General features: G+C 63.4%; 27 protein-coding genes. 20 read left to right on the forward strand and 7 right to left on the reverse strand.

Annotation, left to right across the window (positions count from 1 at the left end):
- Window positions 1-301: NAD(P)/FAD-dependent oxidoreductase (locus VD811_12315; protein HXV21761.1), on the forward strand; the 301-nt coding region annotated here is incomplete at its 5' end.
- Between the two features lie 83 nt (window positions 302-384).
- Here the strand turns inward: VD811_12315 and VD811_12320 are convergent.
- Together VD811_12320 and VD811_12325 are read right to left on the reverse strand one after the other, a co-directional pair.
- Entirely contained in the window at window positions 385-1,098 is a 714-nt protein-coding gene (locus VD811_12320) for a response regulator transcription factor (GenBank protein HXV21762.1), read from the reverse strand.
- Window positions 1,095-2,057 (reverse strand): HAMP domain-containing sensor histidine kinase, encoded by a 963-nt coding sequence (locus tag VD811_12325; GenBank protein HXV21763.1) that lies wholly within the window; start codon window positions 2,055-2,057, stop codon window positions 1,095-1,097. The genes VD811_12320 and VD811_12325 overlap by 4 nt, the downstream gene beginning before the upstream one ends.
- Before the next feature lie 308 nt (window positions 2,058-2,365).
- On the opposite strand from VD811_12325, the gene VD811_12330 reads away from it, so the two are divergent.
- The gene (locus VD811_12330) at window positions 2,366-3,460 is read left to right on the forward strand and encodes a nitronate monooxygenase family protein (protein ID HXV21764.1); all 1,095 of its coding nucleotides are present in this window, start codon (window positions 2,366-2,368) and stop codon (window positions 3,458-3,460) included.
- Between the two features lie 75 nt (window positions 3,461-3,535).
- Here VD811_12330 and VD811_12335 read toward each other — a convergent pair whose 3' ends face one another.
- Window positions 3,536-4,321, reverse strand: coding sequence for a hypothetical protein (locus VD811_12335; protein HXV21765.1), 786 nt, complete (start codon window positions 4,319-4,321; stop codon window positions 3,536-3,538).
- Window positions 4,322-4,790: 469 nt separating this feature from the next.
- Between VD811_12335 and VD811_12340 the strand changes: the two genes are divergently transcribed.
- The 4 genes from VD811_12340 (at window position 4,791) to VD811_12355 (ending at window position 8,240) form a co-directional block, all read left to right on the forward strand.
- A complete protein-coding gene (locus VD811_12340; protein HXV21766.1) occupies window positions 4,791-5,900 on the forward strand; it encodes a radical SAM protein in 1,110 nt (369 codons plus the stop codon).
- Between the two features lie 89 nt (window positions 5,901-5,989).
- Window positions 5,990-7,018, forward strand: a complete 1,029-nt coding sequence (gene hemE / locus VD811_12345) for a uroporphyrinogen decarboxylase (GenBank protein ID HXV21767.1) — start codon at window positions 5,990-5,992, stop codon at window positions 7,016-7,018.
- Window positions 7,019-7,056: 38 nt separating this feature from the next.
- On the forward strand, window positions 7,057-8,061 hold the full coding sequence (hemH, locus tag VD811_12350; protein HXV21768.1) for a ferrochelatase: 1,005 nt from the start codon (window positions 7,057-7,059) through the stop codon (window positions 8,059-8,061).
- On the forward strand, window positions 8,058-8,240 hold the full coding sequence (locus VD811_12355) for a hypothetical protein (protein ID HXV21769.1): 183 nt from the start codon (window positions 8,058-8,060) through the stop codon (window positions 8,238-8,240). The genes hemH and VD811_12355 overlap by 4 nt, the downstream gene beginning before the upstream one ends.
- Window positions 8,241-8,451: 211 nt before the next feature.
- Here the strand turns inward: VD811_12355 and VD811_12360 are convergent, their stop codons facing one another.
- A complete protein-coding gene (locus VD811_12360; protein HXV21770.1) occupies window positions 8,452-9,348 on the reverse strand; it encodes a DnaJ C-terminal domain-containing protein in 897 nt (298 codons plus the stop codon).
- 157 nt (window positions 9,349-9,505) lie between these two features.
- On the opposite strand from VD811_12360, the gene VD811_12365 reads away from it, so the two are divergent.
- The 6 genes from VD811_12365 to pgi all read left to right on the forward strand — a co-directional run bounded on the left by VD811_12365 (window position 9,506) and on the right by pgi (window position 14,745).
- Window positions 9,506-9,910 (forward strand): PA2779 family protein, encoded by a 405-nt coding sequence (locus VD811_12365; GenBank protein ID HXV21771.1) that lies wholly within the window; start codon window positions 9,506-9,508, stop codon window positions 9,908-9,910.
- 43 nt (window positions 9,911-9,953) lie between these two features.
- The gene (locus VD811_12370; protein HXV21772.1) at window positions 9,954-10,361 is read left to right on the forward strand and encodes a PA2779 family protein; all 408 of its coding nucleotides are present in this window, start codon (window positions 9,954-9,956) and stop codon (window positions 10,359-10,361) included.
- Window positions 10,358-10,891 (forward strand): C39 family peptidase, encoded by a 534-nt coding sequence (locus tag VD811_12375; GenBank protein HXV21773.1) that lies wholly within the window; start codon window positions 10,358-10,360, stop codon window positions 10,889-10,891. The genes VD811_12370 and VD811_12375 overlap by 4 nt, the downstream gene beginning before the upstream one ends.
- Window positions 10,892-10,898: 7 nt before the next feature.
- Window positions 10,899-11,465 (forward strand): tetratricopeptide repeat protein, encoded by a 567-nt coding sequence (locus VD811_12380; GenBank protein HXV21774.1) that lies wholly within the window; start codon window positions 10,899-10,901, stop codon window positions 11,463-11,465.
- 155 nt (window positions 11,466-11,620) lie between these two features.
- A complete protein-coding gene (gene hemG / locus VD811_12385; GenBank protein ID HXV21775.1) occupies window positions 11,621-13,039 on the forward strand; it encodes a protoporphyrinogen oxidase in 1,419 nt (472 codons plus the stop codon).
- 56 nt (window positions 13,040-13,095) lie between these two features.
- Entirely contained in the window at window positions 13,096-14,745 is a 1,650-nt protein-coding gene (pgi, locus tag VD811_12390; GenBank protein ID HXV21776.1) for a glucose-6-phosphate isomerase, read from the forward strand.
- 159 nt (window positions 14,746-14,904) lie between these two features.
- Here pgi and def read toward each other — a convergent pair whose 3' ends face one another.
- Both def and VD811_12400 read right to left on the reverse strand, forming a co-directional pair.
- Window positions 14,905-15,408 carry a peptide deformylase gene (def, locus tag VD811_12395; protein HXV21777.1) on the reverse strand — a complete coding sequence of 168 codons (504 nt, stop codon included), beginning with the start codon at window positions 15,406-15,408 and terminating at the stop codon, window positions 14,905-14,907.
- A 4-nt stretch (window positions 15,409-15,412) separates the two neighbouring features.
- Window positions 15,413-15,952, reverse strand: a complete 540-nt coding sequence (locus VD811_12400) for an ACT domain-containing protein (GenBank protein ID HXV21778.1) — start codon at window positions 15,950-15,952, stop codon at window positions 15,413-15,415.
- Between the two features lie 60 nt (window positions 15,953-16,012).
- On the opposite strand from VD811_12400, the gene VD811_12405 reads away from it, so the two are divergent.
- Together VD811_12405 and VD811_12410 are read left to right on the forward strand one after the other, a co-directional pair.
- The gene (locus VD811_12405; GenBank protein HXV21779.1) at window positions 16,013-16,165 is read left to right on the forward strand and encodes a hypothetical protein; all 153 of its coding nucleotides are present in this window, start codon (window positions 16,013-16,015) and stop codon (window positions 16,163-16,165) included.
- A 1-nt stretch (window position 16,166) separates the two neighbouring features.
- A complete protein-coding gene (locus tag VD811_12410; protein ID HXV21780.1) occupies window positions 16,167-16,490 on the forward strand; it encodes a peptide chain release factor-like protein in 324 nt (107 codons plus the stop codon).
- Here the strand turns inward: VD811_12410 and VD811_12415 are convergent.
- The gene (locus VD811_12415; GenBank protein ID HXV21781.1) at window positions 16,487-17,044 is read right to left on the reverse strand and encodes a flavodoxin family protein; all 558 of its coding nucleotides are present in this window, start codon (window positions 17,042-17,044) and stop codon (window positions 16,487-16,489) included. The genes VD811_12410 and VD811_12415 overlap by 4 nt on opposite strands.
- Before the next feature lie 125 nt (window positions 17,045-17,169).
- Between VD811_12415 and pdhA the strand changes: the two genes are divergently transcribed.
- The 6 genes from pdhA (at window position 17,170) to VD811_12445 (ending at window position 22,663) form a co-directional block, all read left to right on the forward strand.
- A complete protein-coding gene (pdhA, locus tag VD811_12420; protein HXV21782.1) occupies window positions 17,170-18,249 on the forward strand; it encodes a pyruvate dehydrogenase (acetyl-transferring) E1 component subunit alpha in 1,080 nt (359 codons plus the stop codon).
- 1 nt (window position 18,250) lies between these two features.
- A complete protein-coding gene (locus VD811_12425; protein HXV21783.1) occupies window positions 18,251-19,228 on the forward strand; it encodes an alpha-ketoacid dehydrogenase subunit beta in 978 nt (325 codons plus the stop codon).
- A gap of 84 nt (window positions 19,229-19,312) precedes the next feature.
- Complete coding sequence (locus VD811_12430) at window positions 19,313-20,506, forward strand: dihydrolipoamide acetyltransferase family protein (protein HXV21784.1); 1,194 nt, start codon at window positions 19,313-19,315, stop codon at window positions 20,504-20,506.
- 26 nt (window positions 20,507-20,532) lie between these two features.
- Window positions 20,533-21,018 (forward strand): hypothetical protein, encoded by a 486-nt coding sequence (locus VD811_12435; GenBank protein ID HXV21785.1) that lies wholly within the window; start codon window positions 20,533-20,535, stop codon window positions 21,016-21,018.
- Entirely contained in the window at window positions 21,015-21,824 is an 810-nt protein-coding gene (locus VD811_12440; GenBank protein HXV21786.1) for a DUF547 domain-containing protein, read from the forward strand. The genes VD811_12435 and VD811_12440 overlap by 4 nt, the downstream gene beginning before the upstream one ends.
- Window positions 21,825-21,856: 32 nt before the next feature.
- On the forward strand, window positions 21,857-22,663 hold the full coding sequence (locus VD811_12445; GenBank protein ID HXV21787.1) for an aldo/keto reductase: 807 nt from the start codon (window positions 21,857-21,859) through the stop codon (window positions 22,661-22,663).
- Window positions 22,664-22,964 lie beyond the last annotated feature (301 nt).

Here is a 22,964-nt window from a genome sequence, read left to right on the forward strand (position 1 = left end):
CCCGTGGAAGTTCAAGATGGGGGTCTCGGGCTGCATGAACGACTGCGGCGAGGTCTGCATCAAGGACGTGGGGCTGATCGGTACCCCCAAGGGATGGAACGTGATGGTTGGCGGCAACGGCGGCAGTCAGCCGCGCCTGTCGGTCAGGCTGCTCGAGCATGTGCCGAGCGACGCGGAGGCGCTTGCGATTGTCGGCCACATCATCCAGTGGTTCAAGGCCAGGGACCGTCGCTGTCGCCTCGGCAAGCTCGTTGAAGAGATGGGGGTGGAGGCTTTCCGGCAGGAGGTTCTGGGGGGGTAGGGGCACCCCTTGCGCCTGCGCGTTGAAGCGATTCGGCGCACAAACGTGGGTGCCCTGCCGTGGGCAGGCCCACGGCCTGCTCCCTACGCTTTTTCGTTCGTTTCCCGCACGAATTTGTATCCACGCCCGCGCACCGTCAGAAAATGGACCGGCCGGGCCGGGTCGGTCTCGAAATACTTGCGAAGACGGACGATGAAATTGTCGAGCGTGCGGGTCTCGGTGTCCGGTGCCATCCCCCAGACCGATTCGAGCAGCTCGGTGCGGGAGAGGATTTCCCCTTCCCTCTGGAAGAAAAGGCGCAGCATCCGTATTTCCAGCTCGGTCAGAGCAATTTGCCCCTGCGGGGTTTGTGCCCATCCTTCCTTCAGGGCCACCTCATTGCCGCCGAAGGCATAATGTCCTACACGGACCGCGTTCGGCCGGTACCAGGCCGAGCGCCGCAGCATCCCCTTGACCCGCAGCAGGAACTCTTCCAGGCTGAACGGCTTGGTCATGTAGTCGTCGGCGCCCGCGGCCAGGCCCTTCACCCGGTCTTCCTCATGACCGCGGGCGGTGAGAATCAGGATCGGCAGCCGCGGGTCCTGCCGGCGCAGTCGGCGGCAGACTTCGATCCCTGAAATTCCGGGGAGCATCAGGTCGAGGACGACCAGCGCGAATGTCTCCTCCCTGGACTGCTTCAGAGCCTCCTCTCCGGTGACGGCGTGGGTCACCCGGTACCCTTCCTCCTCCAGGTTGTAGACGAGGCCGCGGGCGATGCTCGGCTCGTCCTCCACCAGCAGAATGCCCACCTTCGTCATGCCGTCTTCTCTCCTTCGTCAGCCGCGCAGAGCGGCAGCAGGATGTGGAAGGTGGTCCCCTTTCCGGCTCCTTCGCTCTCCGCCCAGACCTTGCCCTGATGCAGCCGGACGATGGCCCGGACGATGAACAGTCCCAGCCCCGAGCCGCGGATGTTTTCGTCGGAGCGGCGCACCCGGTAGAACATCTGGAAGACCTTCTTCTGCTCCCTTTTTTCGAGTCCCCGCCCCCGGTCGGTAAAGCTGAGGTGGGCGAAGTCTTTCTCCCCTTGCAGGCCGATGGTGATCACCGGCGGGCCGGAGCTGTAGAGGAGGGCGTTCTCCAACAGGTTGCGGAAGACCGTCTCCATGGCTTCAGGGTCAATGCGGGCGTGCAGGCCCGGGGTGATTGCGAGTTCCATTTTGGCCGCTTGCGGCAGGGCATATTGCCGGGGGCGGAAGTAGTGGGTGACGAAGGCCGAGAGGTCGACCGGGCGCAGGGAGAGTTTCATCCCTTTCTGCTCCAGGCGGCTGGCGGCGAGCAGGTTGTCGATCAGGCCGCCGAGCCGGTCGGTGTCGGCCAGCATGGTATCGATGAAGATGTCCATCTTCTGGGCTGGAGGTCGGCGGCGGCGGATGGTTTCGAGGTGCAGCTGCAGCGAGGCGAGGGGAGATTTGAGCTCGTGGGATACCTGGGCGATGAAGTCGCGCTGGGCCCGATACAGGGCGGCCTGCCGCTGCCAGTAAAGAAAGATGACGTAGACCCCGGCCAGGATAGCCGCCAGCAGCACCAGTCCTTCGACCAGAATGATCCAGTCGGCGCCCCGCTGGGCGAGTTCGGGGCTGTAGCGCTCGGCCAGAGTGCGTAACTGGCGATGTTTTCCCATGAACCAGTAGATCCAGAAGATCACCACCAGCAGCCAGACCAACTGGATGCCGATGAACGCGAAGATGGGATTGATGAAGCGGCGGAAGAGTTTCATGCATTCTGTTTACCATCGTGAAGCACGGCGGACAAGGCAAATCTTGGAGAAAGCCGGTCTGATTTTGTCAGCGTGAGGTTCCACTGCCCGGGTCCTTGTCGGTGTCATCCCATGCAGGCCTGTGCCCCACCTGAAGACGATTAAAAGCCGGAATTTTGCCGAAGCAGAGTGTCTGGCCGGCACCTGGTTTTGCCGCTTTTTCCTCAGGTTTTGAACTTTTACACAACTATTACGTTCGTTTGGCCGGGGCTCTGCTATCCTCGCAAGGTATGAACAAAGCATTCCGTTTGCCAGCCAAGGAGCATTCGATGAAACAGCTGACCATCGGCCAACATACCGTTCCCTTTCCCCTGATCCAGGGGGGGATGGGGGTGCGCATCTCCGGCGGCCGGCTGGCCGGCCATGTGGCTCGTTGCGGCGGCATCGGGTTGATAGCCACGGCCGGCATTGGCCTGAACAGCCCCCACTATGATGGCAAGAATTTCTTCACCGCCGACCCCCTGGCGCTCAGGGACGAGATCGCCAAGGCCTATGCCATCGCCCCGGATGGCGTGGTCGGCACCAACTGCATGGTGGCGGTGACCAACTTCGATACCATGGTGCGCGCCTCCTGCGAGGCAGGGGTCAAGGTGATCGTCAGCGGCGCCGGCCTGCCCCTCAATCTCCCCGAATTGACCGCCGACTTTCCCGAGGTGGCCCTGGTGCCGATCGTTTCCTCGGTCAAGGCGGCGGAACTGATCGCCCGCAAGTGGCACAAGGGCTGGGGGCGGCTCCCCGACGCGGTGGTGGTCGAGGATCCCGACACCGCCGGTGGCCACCTCGGCGAGAAGCTGGAGAACATCGGTAGCGGTGCCTACGACCAGTACGCCACGGTACGCGGGGTCAAGGAGTACTTCCGGCAGGAGTGGCAGGCCGAAGTCCCGGTGATCGCCGCCGGCGGGATCTGGGATCGCGCCGATCTGCTGCATGCCCTGGCCGAAGGGGCGGATGGCGTGCAGATGGCGAGCCGCTTCGTCTGTACCGAGGAGTGCGACGCCGCCGACGCCTTCAAGCAGAGCTACCTCGACTGCACCCGCGAGGATATCGGTCTGATCATGAGCCCGGCAGGGCTTCCTGGCCGGGCGATCAAGTCGAACATTGAAAAAGTCCGTCAACGTGATCTCGACCTGGGTGTGACCTGTCCCTCGGGCTGCCTGAAAAAATGTACCTACAAGGCCGGGCAGGAACGCTTCTGCATCGTTCACGCCCTTGACCGGGCGCAGCGTGGCGACGTCGAAACCGGACTGGTCTTCTGCGGCAGCAACGCCTGGAAGGCCGATCGCATCACCACCGTGCAGGCCATCTTCGACGAACTCTTCGCTCTGGCGGACGGCGTCACGCGCAGTGAGGCGGTCAACGGCTGAGCCTCATCAGGATACGAAAACAGGAAAGGCGGGCCGCTTGGCCCGCCTTTCCTGTTTTCGGCTGCAAGGATGTGCCTAGAAGCGCACGAACGCCCCGGCGTAGGGGCCGGCGAAGGTGGCGTCGATGAGGAGGTCGTTCTCGTCGATGTCGAGGTCGAGGTGGCGGTAGCCGCCGAAGACGCCGACGAAGGGGAGGGGGGAGAACTCGACCTGGGCATCGGCGTCGAGGAAGGAGTTGCCGCTGACCTCGAGGTATCCCACCCGGCCGATCACGGCAACGAAGTCGCCCAGGCCGACGCGGGCTCGGGCACCGATGGTCGGCACCGGCGCCGTTCCGGAGGCCTCCTCGCGGATAGCCGGATTCTGCTGGTCCGCAACGGACACCTCGCCGTCGACGATCTTGACCGAGAGCTCCGGGCCGAACTGGAAGCGCACCGGCGCGTCGTCGATGTTGACGATGTGCCAGGCCAGCGCCAGGTCGTAGAGGTCGACATCCATCTCCCCTTTGACAGTCCTGCCGGCCGCGAAGACCTCATTCTCGAAGACAATGCGGTTAGGCAGGGTCGAGGTGCCGTCGAATTTGAGCGGGAGGTAGCCGGCCGCGAGGCGGAAGGAGCCGAGCTGCAGGGCCGCCTCGGCCATCACCTTGCTCTTGTCGCCAAAGTCGAGGTCGTCCTCGAGGTCGATCTTGGTTGGGATTTCGGCAGGAATGGTCGTATCCCCGGAGGCGAAGCTCCCTTCGGGACTGAGATTGATGACGCCGACCTTGAGTGAAACCAGTTCATCTGCCATGGCTTGCAGCGGAAAGACCAGAGCCAGGGCCAGCAGCAAAAACATGTGGGGAAATCTCTTCATCTTCATGGAAACCTCCTGGGTTAATGTGGGGGGCAAAGCCCCACGGACGAAATCGACAGTAAGCAATCATGGTGCCAGATTATCGCTGCGGAGAATTGGCAAGCAACCGGGGACAAGTATAGCAGAGAGCGGCTGCTTTGAAGGCAACGGGACACAAAAATAATCGTTGCCCAGCAGATGCCGTGTCACTCCGTCTGCGTCCTGCCTTTGAGGAGACCGCGCCTGGTTTGAATTGCGGGACCGCTTTCTCTGCATGCTTGCCGGCAACATCGCTTAAATCATTATAACTATGCCGTGAAGGCCGGGGCAGTTCATCTAATCCCGACACCGTTCATTTGCCGGGTCGGGTCAGTCATATGGCCGGGGGGATATCTCGGGGGTGGGCGGGAATCCTTGTTTTTCCTCCTCGTTCTGTTGTAAAGTTGCCCGGTAAGATTCTTGCAAACCACTGCAGAATCCCTTCCAAGGAGTTGAAATGGCTGTCCCTGCTGAAGAATTCATCCCCAAGTGGATCGCCTGGGAAACCACCCAGCGCTGCAACCTCAACTGCGTTCACTGCCGCTGTTCCTCGGACATGCAGTCTTCCGAGGGAGACTTCACCACCGAAGAGGCTTACAAGCTGATCGATGATATCTGCGAGGTGTCGAAACCGGTCATGGTCCTCTCCGGCGGCGAACCGCTGCTGCGCAAGGATATCTTCGAAATCGCCCGTTATGGCACCGGCAAGGGTCTGCGCATGTGCATGGCGACCAACGGCATGCTGATTACCGACGAGGTCTGCGCGCAGATGAAGGCGGCGGACATCAAGATGGTCTCCCTGTCGCTCGACGGCTCCACTGCCGCAGTGCACGACAACTTCCGCAGTTGTCCCGGTGCCTTCGCGGGGGTGATCCGCGGCGCCGAGACGCTCAAGCGTAACGGCATCAAGTTCCTCGTCAACTCCTCCTTCACCAAGCGCAACCAGCATGATATCGGCGCCACCTTCAAGCTCGCCAAGAGCCTCGGGGCGACCGCCTGGTACATGTTCATGATCGTTCCGACCGGCCGCGGCGAGGAGATCATGAACGAGCTGATCAGCAAGGAGGACTACGAGGAGATCCTCGCCTGGCATTACCAGCAGGAAAAGGAGGAGGGCGAAATCCTCATGCGCCCGACCTGCGCCCCCCACTACTACCGCATCGTGCCGCAGATGGCCAAGGCCGAAGGGGTCGCCTTCGAGCGCCGTTCGCTCACCTTCTCCACCGGCGGCGGCAAGGGGTGCATCGCCGCCCAGACCATCTGTCTGATCGACTGCTTCGGCAACCTCAAACCCTGCTCCTACTTCCACTCCTCGGTGGGGAACGTCAAGCAGGTCCCCTTCAAGGAACTGTGGTTCAACAGCAAGGTCTTCAACGACCTGCGTGATTTCAAGAAATACACCGGCAAATGCGGCGAGTGCGAGTTCATCAATGTCTGCGGCGGCTGCCGGGCGCGGGCCGATGCGGTCTACGGCGACTACATGGCCGAGGAGCCGTTCTGCAACTACATCCCCAACCGCACCCGCAAGCGGATGGAGAAAGAAGCGGCGGAGAACGCGGCGAAATAACGATGTAGGGGCGATCCTTGTGATCGCCCAGGGCGAATACAAGATTCGCCCCTACAATTCGAATCAATTCCACAGGAGGTACTTTTTTCATGACCACCGAATACAATTTCATCAAGGCCTGCTGGGGCCAGCCCGTCGATGTTACCCCCGTCTGGCTGATGCGCCAGGCCGGCCGCTACCTGCCGCAATACATGGAGGTGCGCCGCAAGTGCACTTTCCTCGAACTCTGCAAGACTCCCGAACTGGCTGCCGAGGTGACGATTCAGCCGATCGACTACCTCGGCGCGGATGCCGCCATTCTCTTCTCCGACATCCTCACCCCGGTGGAGCCGATGGGGCTCAAGCTCGACTTCGTCCCCGGTCCGGTCTTCGAGAATCCGGTGCGCACCCAGGCGGATGTCGACGCCCTGCGCATCCCGGTGATGGAAGAGGATGTCCCCTATGTGCTGGAGACGATCAAAATTCTCCGCCGCGAGTTCGAGGGGCGCGTTCCCCTGATCGGCTTCGGCGGCGCCCCCTTCACCCTGGCCTGCTACATGGTCGAAGGGAAGGGGAGCAAGGATTTCGCCCAGATCAAGAAAATGATGTACGGGGCGCCGGAAATTTATGCCTCGTTGATGGGAAAAATCACCGAAATGGACCGCCAGTACCTCAACGCCCAGATCGCGGCCGGAGCCCAGGCGATCCAGATCTTCGATACCTGGGGCGGCATCGTTTCGCCCCTCGACTACGAGACTTACATCCTCCCCTACACGAAAAAGCTGATTGACGGCCTCGACCGCAAGGGGATTCCCGTCATCCACTTCGTCAAGGGCTCCGGCACCATGCTCGACATCGTCAAGAAGGCGGGCAGCGACGTGGTCGGCCTCGACTGGCACATCGGCCTCGGCAAGGCCCGTGACATTCTCGGTCCCGAGATCGCCGTGCAGGGGAACCTCGACCCGACTGTACTCTACGCCCCCAAGGCGCACATCGAACGCGAGGTGCAGCGCATCATCGAGGAGAACGCCGGCCGCCCCGGGCATATCTTCAACCTCGGCCACGGCATCCTGCCCAACGTCGATCCGGAAAATGCCAAATTCATGGTCGAGTGCGTGCACCGGCTCAGCCGGAAATAGGCCCGAAGGCGCAGGGGCACGGCTCGCCGTGCCCCTGCATGAGCATCCTCCAGCGCAGCGAATTTATGGATCCTGACAATCCGACCGCCCTCATCCTGCTCAACATGGGCGGCCCCGATTCCCCCGAGGCCGTCGAACCCTTTCTCTACAACCTCTTTTCCGACCGTGAACTGATCCAGCTGCCTTTGGGCAGCGTCCTGCAGAAACCCTTTGCCAGGCTGATCTCCCACTTCCGCAGCAAGCAGGTGCGGCTGAACTACCGCCTCATCGGCGGCAAGTCTCCCCTTCTGCACTGGACGACCCGCCAGGCCGAGGGGATTGCCGCCGATCTGGGACCAGACTTCCGTCCCGCCGTGGCCATGCGCTACTGGCAACCGACGGCCGAAGAGACACTGCGCCGGTTGGCGGCGGAGGGGATCGAGCGGGCCGTGGTCCTTTCCATGTATCCTCACTACACCGGGGCGACCACCGGCAGCAGCATCAACGATTTCCGCCGTGCCGCCGCCCGTATCTGCCCCGACCTCAGGTATTCGGTCATCGAACAGTGGTACGACTGGCCCGGCTACCTCGATGCGCTGGCCAGTCGGGTGCGTGAAGGGCTGGACCTCTTCCATGATCTGGTTCAGGACCAGGTGCAGATACTCTTTTCGGCCCACGCCCTGCCGCAGAAGTTCATTGACCGCGGCGACCCCTATCTGGAGCATGTCCTGGCGACGGTCAAGGGAGTGATGCAGCGGCTGGGAGAGCGTCCCTGGCACCTCGCTTTTCAGAGTCGCAGCGGGCCGGTCAAGTGGATGGAGCCCGACACCGTCGAAGTGATCGACCAGCTTGCCGCCGATGGCTGCGAGGCGCTGTTGATGGTCCCCATCTCCTTTGTCTCCGACCACATCGAAACGCTGCACGAGATCGACATCGAGTACAACGAACATGCCCAGTCGAAGGGTATCCGCCTCTTCCACCGGGCGCCGTCGCTCAACGATCGCCCGGATTTTCTGCAGGCGCTGGCGGATCTGGTTCGCGACCATCTGGAGAAGAGCGCATGAAACGCTGCACCATTTGCGGCGGGGTATTCGATCCGGCCGCTCCGATTGCCGACCCGGCGGTGGAAGCCGGAGCCTTCATGGCCCGGGAACTCTACGCCGATGCGGACCAACTTTGTCCCCGGTGTCTGGCAAATCGCGGGGTACTGGGGATGATGTACTGTCGGGAGTTGGATGGGTGAAAGCAGATGCAGGATGCAAGATGAAAAATGAAGGCCATCCGGGTGCGGATGGCCTTCGTGTTTTCGAGGTGCCCCGTCGGGGCGCAAGACGTTGGCGCGGGAAATGAATGCACCGGCATATTTCTAGCAGATGCGGGCGGAAAAGTGCTTGCCGGTTTGACGAACCATGGCCGATGTCGGGGTAGAAATCGGGAAGTGAAGGGAAGAGCCGCTACAGGCCCTCCGCTCGGAGCTGCTCGAGGAGTTCCTTCTGTCGGGTACTCAGACGGTCGGGCACGGCGACCTCGACGACGGCGTAGAGATCCCCTCGCGTCCCTCGACCGTGGGGGACGCCGAATCCCTTGAGCCGGATCTTCCGGCCGCTGGACATGCCGGCAGGTACCTTGATCCGCTTGTTCCCCTCCAGGGTCGGAACGTCTACGGAGGTGCCGAGGCAGGCCCCCGAGAAGGGGACTTGAACCTTGACATAGAGATCGTCCCCTTCCCGGCTGAACAGCGGATCGGGTTCCACCTCGATCTCCAGGAAAAGGTCGCCCGCCGGCCCGCCGGCGGGGCTTTCTCCCCCCTTGCCGGCCACCCGCAGCTTCTGGCCGGTTTCGATACCGGCGGGGATGCGGACCTGCAGATGCTCCACCCGGCCGGCGTGGCGGGAATCGATACGCCTCTCGCCGCCGAGTACCGCCTGTCGGAAGGGGATGCTGAGGCGCATGACGTAATCCTGCCCCTTGATCGCCTGCGGGCGGCCGCTGCCGTAAAAAGTGGCCCGGCCCCGGCTGCCCGGGCCGCCGAAGATGTGGCTGAAAATATCGTCGGTGCCGAAGCCGAATTCGCGGAAGATGTCGCCGACATCGAAGTTGCGATAAATGTCCTCCTGGCTGAACCGCTGGTGAAACCCGGCCTCGCCGAATTGATCGTACTGCCGGCGTTTTTCCGGATCGGAGAGAACGGCATAGGCTTCGGTGATCTCCTTGAATTTCTCCTCCGCTTTCTTGTCGCCCGGGTTCTTGTCCGGATGGAACTTGAGAGCCAGTTTGCGGTAGGCTTTCTTGATCACCTCGGCGGTGGCGTCCTTCGGGACGCCGAGGATGGCGTAATAGTCTTTGGCCATGGAAACTCCTGGATGAGGTGGCTCGAATCGCCCTCCAAATATAGTGAGCCGCATGCGTCCCGTCAAGGCAACACTTGGTGCCACGCCAGTCGCTTGTGCATCACTCATTTTACGGTAAGCTTCTGTAAAGATTTGGTACTTGCGTATGGAGGATAACATGTCAACTAAACGCGCGTGGATTCTGAATGTCCGTATCTGCTGGCTGGTTCTGGTCGCTTTCAGCTGCCTGTCACTCTTTCCCGGCAACGGCAACGCGGCGCTCGTCCAGAGCCGTCTGGCCGATGATTCGGTCGTTGCCGAGCGCTCGGCGCAGATCGAGACGATCCGGCTGGCCCTCGAACAGGAGGTGGTGGCCCAGCGACTGGCGGACTACGGCTTCACTCCCGAGGAGGTAGCGGCCAGGCTGCCGTCCTTTTCCGACGAGCAGCTGCACCAGTTGGCCAGCCTCACCGATTCGCTCGGCGAGGGGGGCGTCCTCGGTTTCGTGATTGCCGTGCTGGTCATCGTGCTGCTGGTGATCGTCATTCTCAAGGTCAGCGACAAGCGGGTCATTGTCAGATAACCTGCCGTTAGCCGGCAGCACCTGTTGAAAAGGAGAAGAAATCATGTCGATGCATCGTCGTACGTGGGTTCTCGATTTACGCATTTGCTGGATGGTCCTGATCGCCTTCAGTGCGCTCTCTCTGCTTCCCGTCAACGCCAATGCCGCACTTGTCCCGAGTCGCCTGGCCGACGGCGCCAGCGTCGCCGAGCGGCAGGCGCAGGTCGAAACGGTCCGGCAGGCTCTCGAGCAGGAAGTGGTGGCCCAGCGGCTGGCCGACTTCGGGTTGTCCAAAGAGGAGATCGCCGCCAAGCTGCCGACCCTTTCCGATGCCCAGTTGCACCAGTTGGCCGGCCTGTCGAAAGACATCGCCGCCGGGGGGGCGGCCGAGGCGGTGGTTGCCGTGCTGCTGATCATCTTGCTGGTGGTCGTCATCATCAAGTTGATGGACAGGGAGATCGTCATCAGGTGACCGGCCGTCTTCTGCTGGTCCTGATCGCTTTGGCGGCAAGTGGGTGCACTCCGTTCCGGCAGGAATTCTGGACCCGGGAACAGGTGGGGTTGCACGTCATCCAGGGCGTTCCCTATCGCCCCCAGGAGCAGCGTGACGATTGTGGTCCCTCGGCCCTCGCGTCCTTGCTGGCCTACCGGGGCAGGGATGTCCCGGTGGGTGAGATCTCCCGGGCCGTCTACGAACCCAAGCTGGGTGGCAGCCTGTTGCCGGACATGGAGAACTTTGCCCGGCAGCAGGGTTTCGCCACCCGTTCCGGGCGCGGCGACCTCGACCTGCTGCGACAGGCGATCGATGCCGATCGCCCGGTCGTGATCCCGATCGAAACGGGTTTCTGGCGTATCTCCCGCCCCCACTACCTGGTGGTTTTCGGCTATGATCAGCGCCGTTTTCTTACCCATGCCGGAGTGCGGGAAGGGGTCTTTATCGACGCCGATGAGCTGCTTCGCCGCTGGGAAAAGATGAACCGGCTTTACCTCTATCTGGAATGAATGAACGGTGCATCCGAAACCCGCCCTGCTGAGCCTGTTGGCCTTTTTCTGTCTTTTCGGCTGTTCCGTGCCGCGGATCATCGTTCTCAACGATCCCCTTGATGCCCGGCAACATAACGATCTCGGCGTTGCCTATCAGCAGCGAGGGGAGAGCGACCTGGCGGTCCGGGAGTACGATCGGGCGGCCGACCTCGATCAGCAATGGGCCCGGCCGTTGATCAACCGCGGCAATGTGCAGGCGGAGCGGGGCGAGTGGCGACAGGCGGAGAAGAGTTACCGTCAGGCCCTGCGCCGCGAGCCAGGGAACGGCGAGGCGATGAACAATCTCGCCTGGGTCCTGTTCCGGGCGGAGGATACCGGACGGGCCCTGGACTGGGCTGAAAGGGCCGTGGCCGCCAACCCCCGCGAACCGGCCTTTCTCGATACCCTGGCGGAAATACGGATCGCCCGCCGCGATCATGCCGGTGCCCGCCAAGCCATCGCCAATGCTCTTGCCCTCGACCCTCCCGCGGAATTGCGCCACAGCCTGGAGCAGAAGCGGGCTCTTCTCGATGCTCTGAGTCCCCTTCCGTAAATGCAGGAAAATCTTGACGCTGCAAAATTAAAAATACAAAATGCGGGAGAAGTTTCTTTCGCCGCCACAGTCCGCTCCTGCTTTTCTTCTGACATTTGAGTTCCTGAGCCTCCGCAGGGTGTTGCGGGAAGGTTAACTTTGCATAAGGAGAACGCATGACCCGCATCGCCGTCATCGGAGCTGGAATTTCCGGCCTCGCAACCGCCCACGCCATCGAGCGCCTGGCCACCGCCGCCGGGCTCGAGGTCGAAACCCTGGTTCTTGAGAAGAAACCGCGCACCGGCGGCAAGATCTGGAGCATCCGCGAAGAAGGGTTTCTCTGCGAGTGGGGGCCCAACGGCTTTCTCGATAACAAGCCGATGACTCTTGAGTTGTGCGACCGGCTCGGGATACGGGACCGCGTGCTGCGCTCCGACGACAACGCCCGCAAGCGCTTCATCTACTCGGAAGGGGTGCTGCACCGCCTGCCGGAGAACGGGCCGGCTTTTCTCAAATCCAGGCTCATCTCCTGGCCGGGCAAGCTGCGCCTGGCCTGTGAGCCGCTGATCCCCGCCAGGCGCGACGGCGCCGACGAAACGCTGGCCGACTTCGCCCGCCGCCGTCTCGGCCAGGAGGCCCTCGACAAGCTGATTGCACCGATGGTTTCGGGCATCTTCGCCGGTGACCCGGAGACGATGAGCCTGCAGAGCTGCTTTCCCCGCATCCACCAACTCGAGCAGGAGTACGGCGGGCTCATCATGGCGATGGTCAAGCTGGCCAAACAGAAGAAAGCCGAGCGCAAGGCCGGCAAGGCGGTCGCCAGCGCCGCCGGCCCCGGCGGCGTCCTCACCTCCTTTGTCGGCGGCATCCAGGAGCTGACCGACAGCACCGCCGCCTCGATCCGGGGAGAGGTGCGCACCGCCGCCGTGGTGATGGAAATCGTCCGCAAGGAGGGCGGCTACGAACTGCGCCTTGAAGACGGCGCAACGGTCGAGGCCGAGGTGGTGGTCAGCGCCGCGCCCGCCTACGCGGCGGCAGAAATGGTGGCCGGGCTCGACCGGCAGTTGACCCAATTGCTCGGCGGTATCCCCTACGCGTCGATGAACGTCGTCTGCTTCGGCTACGCGCGGGAAAAGATCGCCCGTGACCTCGACGGCTTCGGCTACCTCATCCCGAAAAAGGAGGGGAAGAGCATCCTCGGCACTCTCTGGGACTCGAGCATCTTCCCCAACCGCGCTCCCGAGGGGCGGGTGTTGCTGCGTTCGATGATGGGCGGAGCGACCAACCCCCGGGCCATCGATCTTGCCGAGAGCGAGGTCAAGGCCCGGGTCATGGCCGACCTGAAAGAGATCATGGGGATCAGTGCGGAACCCGACTTCGTGCGCGTCTTCCGGCATGAAAAAGCCATCCCCCAGTACATTGCCGGTCATGGTCAGCGACTGCTCGCCCTCGCCGCGCGGCATGTTACCGCTCCCGGCCTCTTCTTCACGGGCAATGCTTTTTACGGTGTCGGTCTCAACGACTGCGTCCATGCCGCCAACCAGGTGGCCGGCCAGGTAGTCGAGTTCCTGCGGGAGCGGCAGGGGACGGGTTGAGAATTGGCCGTCCTGGAGTTGCAGGGCAGGTGCACGTTCAACAAGGAGAAATGCCGATGCCGAGGTTGACCCGGTTGCCCGTCTGGCAGGCGCTGCAGGAACATTATCAAGATGTTGCCGGACTGCACATGCGGGAAATGTTCGCTGCCGATCCGCAGCGGTTCGAGCGCTTCTCCCTGCGCTGGGAGGAGTTTCTCTTCGACTATTCGAAGAACCGGATCACCGGCCGGACGCTCGAACTGTTGTGCGAGCTGGCCCGCCAGGCCGACGTCGAGGGAGGCATCCGGCGAATGTTCGCCGGCGAGAAGATCAACAATACCGAAGGCCGGGCCGTGCTGCATGTGGCGCTGCGCAATCGCGCCAACCGGCCGATCATGGTCGATGGCGTAGATGTCATGCCGGCGGTGAACCGGGTGCTGCAGCGAATGGGCGACCTGGTGGAGAGGGTTCGCAGCGGCCAGTGGCGCGGCTGCAGCGGCAAGCCGATCACCGATGTCGTCAACATCGGCATCGGCGGTTCGGACCTGGGGCCGCATATGGTATGCGAGGCGCTCAAACCCTATGCCCGTCCGGATTTAAGGGTCCATTTCGTTTCCAATGTCGATGCCAGTCATCTCGCCGAGGTGCTGAAGAAAGTCGCGCCGGAGACCACGCTCTTTCTGGTCGCATCGAAGACATTCACCACCCAGGAGACGATGACCAACGCCCAAAGCGCCCGGCAGTGGTTCCTGGAGGGGGCAGGGCGGGATGCCGACATTGCGAAACATTTCGTGGCCATTTCGACCAACGCCGAAAAGGTGCAGGAATTCGGTATCGCCGCGGAAAACATGTTCGAGTTCTGGGACTGGGTCGGCGGCCGCTATTCCCTCTGGTCGGCCATCGGGCTCTCCATCGCCCTTTACGTCGGCATGGAGCGTTTTCTCGAACTGCTTGCCGGCGCCCACCGGGTGGATGAACACTTTCGCACCGCCCCCATCGAGCGCAACCTGCCGGCCCTCATGGCCCTGCTGGGGATCTGGTACGTCGACTTCTTCGGTGCCGAAAGCCAAGCCATTCTCCCTTACGACCAGTACCTGCACCGCTTTCCGGCTTACCTGCAGCAGGCCGACATGGAAAGCAACGGCAAGCGGGTGACCCGCGACGGCGCAACCGTCGACTATGCCACCGGGCCGGTCCTCTGGGGGGAGCCGGGGACCAACGGCCAGCACGCCTTCTACCAGCTCATTCACCAGGGAACCCGGCTGGTGCCTGCCGACTTCATCGTCCCGGCCCGATCACATAATCCCGTCGGTGAGCACCATGCCATTCTGCTGTCCAATTACTTCGCCCAGACCGAAGCCCTGATGATGGGGAAGACGGCCGCCGAGGTGCGCCGGGAGATGCAGCAGGCCGGTGTCGCGGAAGCGGAGATCGAGCGCCTGCTGCCGCATCGGGTCTTTCCCGGCAACCGTCCGACCAACTCCATTCTCTGCCGTCAGTTGACCCCCGGCGTCCTCGGTTCGCTGATCGCCCTCTACGAGCACAAGATTTTCGTGCAGGGATTGATCTGGGAGGTGAACTCTTTCGACCAGTGGGGCGTCGAGCTCGGCAAACAGCTGGCCCAGGCGATTCTGCCCGAATTGGCCGGCCCGGAACCGGTCAACCGCCACGACGCTTCGACCAACGGCCTGATCAATGCCTTCAAGGCGCTGCGCGCCGGCGGGTGAGCCCCGATCGCCGATTCCGAATGCCAGGGCGAGGAGTGCGCGTTCAGTAGATAAACGGCACGGCGTTGCCGAGCTGAAACATCGAGGCCGGACTCCATGGGGTCCGGCCTCGATGTTTCAGCTCGTTATGACGGCTCGACGGTTGCGTCCGGCCCCGCTTCAGCACGCCTTGCGCCGGAAGACGTCGGTCTTGAGGCTGGAGACGCGGTCGAGGAAGAGCAGGCCGTCGAGATGGTCGAGCTCGTGCTGGATGGCGACCGCTTCGAAACCGGAGGCACGGATGACCAGCTCGCGTCCCGCACGGTCGAGGAATTGGACGACGACGCTCTCGGCGCGGGTGACGTTGCCGGTGTAGTCGGGGACGCTCATGCAACCCTCGCGCATGGTCTCCTGCCCCTCGCGTTCGAGAATCCCGGGATTGATCATCACCAGCAGGCCGTGGTTGTTGTCGCGTCCGAGCTTGCTTTTCGAGACGTCGACCACCACTACGCGCCGGCTGCTGCCGATTTGCGGGGCGGCGACCCCGACCGAATGACCGGCCGCGAGCATGGTGTCGATGAGGTCCTGGACCAGTGCGTCGATGGATGCATCAAGAGCATCCACGGGGGTGCAAACCGTCTTGAGCACCGGGTCGGGATAGAGAAGGATGTCGCGAACGGCCATGCGCTTACAGCTCGACGGGAGTGATGGAGCGGACCGAGATGTCCACCTGCAGTTCGTCCTTGAGCCGGCCGACTACCTTGTCGAGGTCCCCGATGGAGAGCCCTTCGGGCAGGACCGCCTCGATCATCATGACGTAGACCGGGCGGCTGGCGCTGCCGATCAGCTTGGTGTTGAGGTCGGTGATGTTCACCTGCCGCTCCCCCAGCTCCCTGGCCACCCGGTAGACGATTCCCGGTTTGTCCGAGCCGTAGACCGAAATCATGCAGATCTCGCCGCGATCGACGCAGTGGATCTCCCCGCCGGGCTTCAGGGTGCGCAGAAAGACCGACAATCCGCTCTCTTCAAGGGGGGCGAAGGCGTCGCCGAAGCTCTGTTGGCCGGTGTATTCGGCATGGGAAATGATCAGGATCATGGCGAACTGGCCGCCGAGGATGGTGCAGCTCGAGTCGGCGATGTTGCAGCCGTGGCGATAGAGGATCTCGGTGACCTGGGAGACGATGCCGGGGCGGTCCCGGCCGATGATGGTCAGGGCGAAATGGCTCATGGCGGGGCTCCTGGGGGAAGGGTAAAAGAGAAGTTGCGTGCGGCGTCTGCATCTTCTACCATGGATGCGGCGAAAATGCTAGCAGTGGGCAAAATCCGTACTGAAAAAGCGGTTTCGCGCCAAGCACGCAAAGAACGCAAAGAAAAATCAATGACGCTTGAATTTCTTTGCGGCCTTTGCGCGCGCGAGATAATGGGTGGCAAGGACGGATGAAATGATGGAACTTGACGAGAAAGACCTGATGATAACCTTCTACAAGTCCTCCGGACCCGGCGGGCAGAAGAAGAACAAGACGGAATCGGCGGTGCGCATCAAGCACCTGCCGACCGGCATCATCGTCACCGCCACCGAATCCCGCTCGCAGCACGAGAACCGCGAGAAGGCGCTGGAGCGGCTGCGCGAACGTCTCGCCGCCCGCAACCGCCGGGCCAAGCGGCGCATTCCGACGCAGCCCGGTCGGGGTGCCGTCGAGCGGCGGGTCAGCGAAAAGAAACGCCACGGCGAGATCAAGCGCGGTCGGGAGAAAGTCGAAACCTAGCCGATCGCCTCCCGCCCCGCTTCCCGCGCCTTGTCCAGCAGCCCCGGCCGGTGGCGGATCGCCCCCATCTCCTCGCAGTTCGGCAGAACGACCATCTTGGCGTCGAAGCCGTAGGCGGTGAGCACCCGCAGGATGCTGCTGGTGGTCCAGAGGTAGTGATCCTCCCCCGGCGCCCCCTGCACCAGGAAAAAGACCGCCTTCTTCCCCGGCGCCAGGCGCGGCTGCCGACGGCCGTCCTTGAAGGCGTACCAGCGGTCGAGGCAGCTCTTCATCTGCCCGCTCACATAGCCGTAGTAGACCGGGGAGCCGAGCAGCACCACATCGGCCTCGGCGGCGGCCCGGTAGACCCCCTGCAACTCGTCCTGCACCACACAGCCGCTGCTCCCCGGCACCCGGCAGCCGTAGCACCCCTGGCAGCCGCGAAAAGTGAGTTCGTTGAGCCGGATGATGGCCGACTCCGGCGCTTCCACTCCCGCCCCTTCCAGAGCCTCGAGCAGCGCCGTCTCGGTGTTGCCGCCGCGCCGGGGACTGCCTGAAATCGCAATGATCTTCATCGCCTTCACTCCTTTCCGAACAGTCCTGCCATTCTGACAGAAGTCCTTCCCGTCGGCAAGCCTCGCCGTTGACACGCCGCTCCCCTCTGTTACCTTTTAGGTGAGAGTTAACTGCGGGAGATGCCATGCAATTCAGTGATTTCGATCCGCTCAAGGGGAAGCGGCTGCAGGTTCTGACGCCGGATGGCGAGGTCGACCCGAAGCTGCTCCCCGATTTCGACGACGACACCCTGCGCACTTTTTTTCGCCACATGCTGGCGGCCCGCCTGGTCGACCGCCAGTGCATGGCCTTGCAGCGGGAGGGGCGGCTGGGGACCTATCCGCCGCTGGAAGGCCAGGAGGCCTGCCAGGTGGGCAGCACCATGGCCCTGGCGGCAACCGACTGGATCGTCCCCTCCTTCCGCGAGCTGGCGGCGACCTTGGTGCGCGGCGTGCCGCTGGAGATGATTCTTCTTTACTGGATGGGGAACGAAGAAGGGAGCCGCATTCCCCGCGACTTCCGACTCCTGCCCGTTTCCATTCCGGTCGGCACCCACACCCTGCATGCCGTAGGGATGGCGATGGCCCTGCGGTACCGGCAGGAAGCGGGAGCGGTAGTCTGCTATTTCGGCGACGGCGCTACCAGCGAGGGGGATTTCCACGAGGCGATGACCTTTGCCGGCGTGCGCCGGGCGCCGGTGGTCTTCTTCTGCCAGAACAATGCCTGGGCGATCTCGGTGCCACGAAAGATCCAGTGCGCCGCCGAAACCCTCGCCGCCAAGGGTGTCGGCTACGGCATGCCTGGCATCCAGATCGACGGCAACGACCCCTTTGCAGTCTACCTGGCGACCCGGACAGCTCTGCAGCAAGCCCGTGCCGGCGGCGGGCCGACCTTCATCGAAGCGGTCACCTACCGCCTCGGCCCCCATACCACTTCCGATGATCCGTCCCGCTACCGGGAAGATGCCGAGGTGGAAAGGATGCGCGCCCTCGAACCGCTGGTGCGCTTCCGCCGCTTCCTGGAGAAGCGGGGCCTGTGGTCGCAGGGGTGGGAAGAGGGTCTGGTCCGGGAGCTGGAAGAGTGGATCGAGGCGGCGGTCCGCCAGGCCGAGGCGCATCCCGGCCCCCGTCCGCAGGACGTCTTCGACCACATGTTCGCCGAATTGCCGCCGCATCTGGCCCGCCAGCGAGCCGAATTGCTGGCCGCCCACGCCGGGGAGGAGTGAGATGGCCGTGCTGAATCTGGTCGAGGCGATCAACCGGGCGCTGCGCGAGGAACTGGAGGCCGACTCTTCGGTATTGCTGCTCGGCGAGGACGTGGGGAAGGAAGGGGGCGTCTTCCGGGTTACCGAGGGACTGCAGCAGGCCTTCGGCGAGGAGCGGGTGATCGACACGCCGCTGGCCGAGTCGGGGATCGTCGGCGTCGCCTTCGGCATGGCCCTGCTGGGCCTGCGACCTGTGGCGGAGCTGCAGTTCATGGGCTTTCTGCCGCCGGCCCTCGACCAGATCATCTCCCACGTCGGACGCATCCGCAACCGCTCGCGCGGTGAATACACGGCGCCGCTGGTGATTCGCATGCCCTACGGCGGCGGCATCCATGCCCCCGAGCACCATTCCGAAAGCAACGAGGCGATTCTGGCCCACATCCCGGGCATCAAGGTGGTCATCCCTTCGACGCCAGCCGATGCCCTGGGGCTGCTCAAAAGCGCCATCCGCGATCCTGACCCGGTCCTCTTTCTGGAGCCGAAGCGTATCTACCGGGCAGTCAAGGGGGAGGTCCCGGACGGCGAGCATCTCGTCCCTCTCGGCCGGGCCAGGCTCGTCCGGCCGGGCCGCGACGTCACTCTGGTCGCCTGGGGGGCGATGGTGCGCGAGGCGGAAAAGGCAGCCGGAGAGCTGGCCGGTGAGGGGGTAGAGGCGGAGATACTCGATCCACGCACCGTTTCGCCACTCGATGCCGAGGCAATTATCACCTCCGTGAAGAAAACCGGCCGCTGCGTCGTGGTGCACGAGGCGCCTCGCACCTGCGGTCTGGGGGCGGAGATTTCGGCCCTGCTGATGGAGGCGGCGCTGCTCCATCTGCGGGCGCCTGTCCTGCGGGTGACCGGCTTCGACACGGTGATGCCGCTGCCGAAAGGGGAGCATTTCTACCTTCCGGATGCGGGGCGGATTGTGGGGGCGGTGCGGCAGGCGATGAACTTTTGATCTGCTTTTCACAGGTCCCACAGGTCTTACCGGTCCTAGGGGACTCTTGGGACTCGTAGGACATATAGGACAAAAGGCAAACACATGATTGAATTCAAGTTTCCCGACGTCGGGGAGGGTATTGCCGATGGGGAGATCGTCCGCTGGCTGGTGGCGGTTGGCGACAGAGTCCGGGCGCACCAGCCGATCGTCGAGATGGAGACGGACAAGGCGGTGGTGGAACTGCCATCGCCTCGCGCGGGGGTGATCCGTGAACTGCGCGGCGCGGTCGGCGACACGGTTGCCGTCGGCGCCGTACTGGCGGTGATCGAGGAGGCCGGCGAAGAGACGGCCGTGGCGGAAGTGAAGGAACAGGCGAGGCCGCCGGCGGTCGGCGTGGTCGGCGAGCTGGAGGAAGCTCCCGAGTCGGAACCCCCTGCGACGTCCGGAGAGGTCGTGCCCCCGATTCTGCCCCGGGACCGCAAGCTGGCCGCGGAACTGGGGATCGATCTGGCGGCGGTCCGGGGGAGCGGTCCTGACGGGCGCATTACCGAGGCGGACATCCGGGCGGCCGGGGCGGTGACGGAAGAGGCCCCGGCGCCTGCCGAACGCCTCCCGCTCAAGGGGGTGCGCAAGGCGATGGCGCGTACCATGACAGCTTCGGCCCGCAGCGCCGTCCACGTTACCGTCATGGAGCGGGCCGACGCCCTGGCCCTGCGCGAACTGCGGCAGCGGGAGCGGGCCCTGGCCGAGATGAAGGGAGTGCGGCTCACCTATTTGCCCTTCATCGTCAAGGCGCTTACCCTGGCGCTGGAGCGTTTTCCCCTGCTCAACAGCAGTCTCGACGAGGAGAAGGAGGAGATCGTGCTGCACCGGGGGCAGCACATCGGCTTCGCCGTCGACACCCCCGAGGGGCTGCTCGTGCCGGTGGTGCGCGACGCCCGGCGCAAGAGCATCCTCGAGCTGGCCGCCGCCCTGCAGGAACTCTCCGAACGGGCCCGGCAGCGGAAAATCACCCCGGCCGAACTGAAGGGGGGAACGTTCAGCATCAGCAACTACGGGGCGATCGGCGGCCTCTGGGGAACCCCGATCATCAACCCGCCGCAGTCCGCCATCCTGGGCGTCGGGCGAATCGAGGAAGCGGCCGTGGTGCGGGGCGGAAAGGTCGTGGCACGGCCCGTCGTCCCTTTATCCCTGACCTTCGACCACCGCATTATCGATGGAGCGACGGCCCAGCGTTTTCTCAACGCCCTGGTCGAGCATATCGAAAATCCCGACCTCATCCTGCTGGAGAACTGAACCGCGACGAGAGGAACCCCCTGGCCATGAAACTCGACCGCGAACACAAAACGCAGAAGCTGGGCAGCCATATCCCCGGCTTCGTCGGATATGGCGCCATCCATCACGTCGAAACCGATCTGCTGCTGCGCCGGCACCTGGCGAACAAGATTGGCGAAGTGCGCGATCGACTGGCCGATTTTATCGCGGCCGGCCACTACCCGGAGGCACTGCGACAAAAACTGGCCTTCTCCCTCAGGACGGCGGCCTTCCTCAAGGAGGAGGTCACCCCCGCTCCCGGCGAAGTGCCAGCGGGACCTGGTCTTTCCCCGCGGGACGAGGAACGGCTGCTCGACTTCGACCTGGTGCTGCTCGACAAGATTGCCGCCCTGCACAGCCAGCTCGACCTGATGGAGGCCGCGAGCTCGCCAGAGGTGATGGCGGAGGTGTTCGACATGTTCGATGAAGGGCTGGCCGAGGTAGACGACCTCTTTCAGGAGCGTCGGCAGGTTTTGAAAGGGGCTGTCCCATGAGCGAACAGCTGATTCTCAACGACGGTCCGGTCCCCGAAACGACCCCGGACATCGATGTGGCCGCCCACCTGCGCCGGAACATCAATCGTCTGAAGGCCGAGTTCTATGATCTCGAAGGGGGGCGGGTCGACTATGACGCCATGCGGCAGTCCGAGGCCTACCGCCAGTATGTGGCGGACACCGCACTGCTGCGCGACTACGACCTCGGCCGCCTCGGTCGCCGGGAGGAACGACTCGCCTTCTGGATCAACATCTACAACATCCTCGTTATTCATGGCGTCATCGCCCTGCAGATTCGCGAAAGCATCAAGGAGGTTTCCCACTTTTTCAGCCGGATCTGTTATGCGATCGGCGGGCTGACCTTCACCCCGGACGAGATCGAGCATGGTGTTCTCCGTGGCAACCGTCGCCCGCCCCATGGCCTTTTCCACCCCTTTGCCGGCGGCGACCCGAGACTCGCCTGCGTTGTCGACCCGCCCGAGCCGCGCATCCATTTCACCCTGGTCTGCGCCTCCACTTCCTGTCCGCCGATCAACTTCTACACTCCGGAACGGATCGATGAGCAGCTCGCCGTCGCCGCCGCCGGCTTCATCAACGGCCCGGAGGTGGAGATCCTCCCCCGGGAGAACCTGCTGCGTCTGTCGCCGATCTTCAAGTGGTACCGCCCCGATTTCGGCGGCCATGATGGCGTGATCGACACCCTGATACGCTATCTCGACCACGGGGAAGCCAAAGACTTTCTGATTCTGCGGGGACTGGCAGCGGACGTGGAGTGGAAAGAATACGACTGGCGTTTAAATCGATGAAACGGCCTTTTTCAGAAATCCCCAAACGGATCTTGGGCAAAACCGGCGTCGAAGTAACCCAGTTCGGCCTGGGCGGGGAGGGGGTGCTGCGCACCTTCGGCCGTGAGCGGGAGGCCCGGGACGTCATTGCCCGGGCGCTGGAGCGGGGAGTCAACTACTTCGAGTCGGCCCGCGCCTATTCGGGGAGCGAGGGGTACTACGGCCTGGCGCTGGGTGAGCGGCGGCCGGAGATCTTTCTTGCCAGCAAGTCGCACGACCGCACCGCTGCCGGAGCCCGGCGCCATCTCGAAACCACCCTCGCCAACATGCAGACCGACTGGCTCGATCTCTGGCAGGTTCATGACGTGCGCAGCGAGGAGGACCTTGCGGAAATTTTTGGCCCCGGCGGCGCGATCGAGGCCTTCGACCGGGCGAAAAAAGAGGGGATGGTGCGCTTCGTCGGGGTGACTGGCCACCAGGACCCCGCCATCCTGCTCAAGGCCTTCGACCTCTACGACTTCGACACGGTGCTGATGCCGGTCAACCCGGCGGAAGCCGCCTGGCTCAGTTTTCCGGAGAGGGTCCTGCCCGAAGCACGGCGCCGGGGGATGGGGGTGGTCGGCATGAAGGTGCTCTGCCGGGGGCTGGGGCTGCGGGTTCCCGGTTGCGGCGAGGTCGGTCCCTGGATCCGCTATGCGCTGTCCCATGAGGTGTCGACGGTCGTCATCGGCTGCGACGATCCGGTCCAGGTGGAGCGAAATACCGCTGCAGCCTGCGAGGCGCCGCTGACGGCTGGGGAGCGCGAGGCGCTGGAGGCGACAGTGGCTGTCTGGGCGCGGGAGCTGATGTATTACAAGTAGGCAAGTGCGGCTGCCCGCTTGTGTCGATTAGGGAGTTTGTCACTCCCCACCGCCCCCCCGTCCTGAATCTCGAATCGAACCGGTTCGTCCATCAAGGCTCTCCCGTCGGTCAATACCAGGATACAACACGAGAAGGGCGAAGCTGCCTGACTCATTACTGATACCTGCCCGGCGCGTCGGGACAAGGCGCGGCTTGCCATCGACCCGATCGTTGTTAGTATTTACCGGAGAAGGCAAGTTTGTTCGGAGGCTTGTGCAGCAGAGGAGCCGGCATGAAAGGGAAAAAGGAGCGCACGCTGCT

It is taken from the genome of Desulfuromonadales bacterium, from assembly GCA_035620395.1.
Taxonomy (GTDB): domain Bacteria; phylum Desulfobacterota; class Desulfuromonadia; order Desulfuromonadales; family DASPGW01; genus DASPGW01.

Bases quoted from the DNA above. Each gene is read 5' to 3' on its own strand.
- VD811_12320 (HXV21762.1), bottom strand. From the start codon at position 1,098: ATGACGAAGGTGGGCATTCTGCTGGTGGAGGACGAGCCGAGCATCGCC.
- VD811_12325 (HXV21763.1), bottom strand. From the start codon at position 2,057: ATGAAACTCTTCCGCCGCTTCATCAATCCCATCTTCGCGTTCATCGGC.
- VD811_12330 (HXV21764.1), top strand. From the start codon at position 2,366: ATGAAACAGCTGACCATCGGCCAACATACCGTTCCCTTTCCCCTGATC.
- VD811_12335 (HXV21765.1), bottom strand. From the start codon at position 4,321: ATGAAGATGAAGAGATTTCCCCACATGTTTTTGCTGCTGGCCCTGGCT.
- VD811_12340 (HXV21766.1), top strand. From the start codon at position 4,791: ATGGCTGTCCCTGCTGAAGAATTCATCCCCAAGTGGATCGCCTGGGAA.
- hemE (HXV21767.1), top strand. From the start codon at position 5,990: ATGACCACCGAATACAATTTCATCAAGGCCTGCTGGGGCCAGCCCGTC.
- hemH (HXV21768.1), top strand. From the start codon at position 7,057: ATGAGCATCCTCCAGCGCAGCGAATTTATGGATCCTGACAATCCGACC.
- VD811_12355 (HXV21769.1), top strand. From the start codon at position 8,058: ATGAAACGCTGCACCATTTGCGGCGGGGTATTCGATCCGGCCGCTCCG.
- VD811_12360 (HXV21770.1), bottom strand. From the start codon at position 9,348: ATGGCCAAAGACTATTACGCCATCCTCGGCGTCCCGAAGGACGCCACC.
- VD811_12365 (HXV21771.1), top strand. From the start codon at position 9,506: ATGTCAACTAAACGCGCGTGGATTCTGAATGTCCGTATCTGCTGGCTG.
- VD811_12370 (HXV21772.1), top strand. From the start codon at position 9,954: ATGTCGATGCATCGTCGTACGTGGGTTCTCGATTTACGCATTTGCTGG.
- hemG (HXV21775.1), top strand. From the start codon at position 11,621: ATGACCCGCATCGCCGTCATCGGAGCTGGAATTTCCGGCCTCGCAACC.
- pgi (HXV21776.1), top strand. From the start codon at position 13,096: ATGCCGAGGTTGACCCGGTTGCCCGTCTGGCAGGCGCTGCAGGAACAT.
- def (HXV21777.1), bottom strand. From the start codon at position 15,408: ATGGCCGTTCGCGACATCCTTCTCTATCCCGACCCGGTGCTCAAGACG.
- VD811_12400 (HXV21778.1), bottom strand. From the start codon at position 15,952: ATGAGCCATTTCGCCCTGACCATCATCGGCCGGGACCGCCCCGGCATC.
- VD811_12405 (HXV21779.1), top strand. From the start codon at position 16,013: ATGGATGCGGCGAAAATGCTAGCAGTGGGCAAAATCCGTACTGAAAAA.
- VD811_12410 (HXV21780.1), top strand. From the start codon at position 16,167: ATGATGGAACTTGACGAGAAAGACCTGATGATAACCTTCTACAAGTCC.
- VD811_12415 (HXV21781.1), bottom strand. From the start codon at position 17,044: ATGAAGATCATTGCGATTTCAGGCAGTCCCCGGCGCGGCGGCAACACC.
- pdhA (HXV21782.1), top strand. From the start codon at position 17,170: ATGCAATTCAGTGATTTCGATCCGCTCAAGGGGAAGCGGCTGCAGGTT.
- VD811_12425 (HXV21783.1), top strand. From the start codon at position 18,251: ATGGCCGTGCTGAATCTGGTCGAGGCGATCAACCGGGCGCTGCGCGAG.
- VD811_12430 (HXV21784.1), top strand. From the start codon at position 19,313: ATGATTGAATTCAAGTTTCCCGACGTCGGGGAGGGTATTGCCGATGGG.
- VD811_12435 (HXV21785.1), top strand. From the start codon at position 20,533: ATGAAACTCGACCGCGAACACAAAACGCAGAAGCTGGGCAGCCATATC.
- VD811_12440 (HXV21786.1), top strand. From the start codon at position 21,015: ATGAGCGAACAGCTGATTCTCAACGACGGTCCGGTCCCCGAAACGACC.